The organism is Actinoplanes sp. NPDC051633, assembly GCF_040681735.1.
GTDB lineage: Bacteria > Actinomycetota > Actinomycetes > Mycobacteriales > Micromonosporaceae > Actinoplanes.
This window is the reverse complement of sequence record NZ_JBFAZH010001694.1, coordinates 1-1,246: the sequence shown is the minus strand read 5'-3', so window position 1 is coordinate 1,246 and position 1,246 is coordinate 1. Positions and strand designations below refer to the sequence as shown.

At 73.4% G+C, this 1,246-nt stretch carries 1 protein-coding gene and 1 pseudogene; both read right to left on the bottom strand.

Features of this window, described 5'->3' with window-relative positions:
• Positions 1-752: glycosyltransferase (locus AB0M20_RS44400; protein ID WP_364307602.1), on the bottom strand; the 752-nt coding region annotated here is incomplete at its 3' end.
• A pseudogene (locus AB0M20_RS44395) lies at positions 745-1,246 on the bottom strand (hypothetical protein); the annotation flags it as partial. The pseudogene AB0M20_RS44395 and the gene AB0M20_RS44400, both read right to left, overlap by 8 nt.

Sequence of the window (1,246 nt, the reverse complement as noted above, 5' to 3'; positions counted from 1 at the left end):
GCCAGGGCGAAGGCGATCTGACCGCGGATCCGGGCCATGCCGACGCGGCTGGTGTGCAGCTCGGGGTGCTTGCCGATGAGATAGCGCTGTGCCTCGACGATGGTCGCCCACCGTCCGAAGTAGAACGATCCGCCGTGCCAGTCGACGATCACGAGCGGCTCGCGGACCACGGCGACGTCGGTGTGCCGGGTCAGCCGCAACAACCACTCGGTGTCCTCGCTGTAGCCGCCCGGGATCTCCTCGTCCACCGGGCCGGCCGCGGCCATCACGTCGGCCCGGACCAGCATCGTGCTCGAGTGCACCTCGAAGACGCGGTCGACGAGGAACTCGGCGAAGGTGACCCGGTCACGGTCGAGCACGCGGACCCGGTCGATGCCCGGGCCCTTGAGCCGGAGCCCGCAGCTCACCGCCCCGATCGCCGGGTCGCAGAGCAGCTCGACCTGCCGGGTCAGCTTCGACGGCAGCCAGACGTCGTCATCGTCGCAGAACGCGATCAGCTCGCCGGCGGCCGCGTCCACGCCGCTGTTGCGGCCGCCGGGCAGCCCCGGCTTGCGCGAGTTGGTGAGGAACCGCAGCCGGCGACGCGGACCGTGCGGCACGTCGAACTCGCGGACGTCCACGTGGTCGTAGACGACCAGGCACTCGACCTCGCCGTCGTAGTCCTGGGCCAGGATGGCGGCGACCGAGCGCTCCAGCAGGCCGGGCCGGTCCTTGGTGGCGACGACGACGGAGACGAAGGGCCGGTCAGTCACCTCGGCCGCCGGTCAGCACGAAACCCACGGTCTGGGCGCCGGCCGAGCGGAGGCGGTCGACCAGCCGGGTCAGGTCGCTGTTCCGGGTACGGTCGCGCGCGACCACGAGCACGGCGACGCCGTTCTGCGCCTCGCGTACGCCACGCTCGTCGGTGTCCGACGGCGGCGCGTCCACGACCACGACGCCCGCACCGGGCTGATCGCCCAGCGCGCACAGCCGCACCACGCCGCTGCCGATGAGGCCCACCATCGGGCGCCGGCCGTTCACCACCTCCTGGGTGACGACCACCGGGCTGGACATCGGCTTGGCCGGCGCCGCCGTGCGCTTGCCGCCGCCGGCGTCCATCACCAGCGTCGCCTCGGGGTCCTCGCGCTGCCACGCCGCACTTTTCATCGGCGGCGGCGTGACCCCGGCGGTCGGCGTGCCGTTGCGCCGGCCCTCCGCGCCGACGGTCAAGGCGCGCCCACGCGGCGGCGACCTCTTCTGCGCGGCG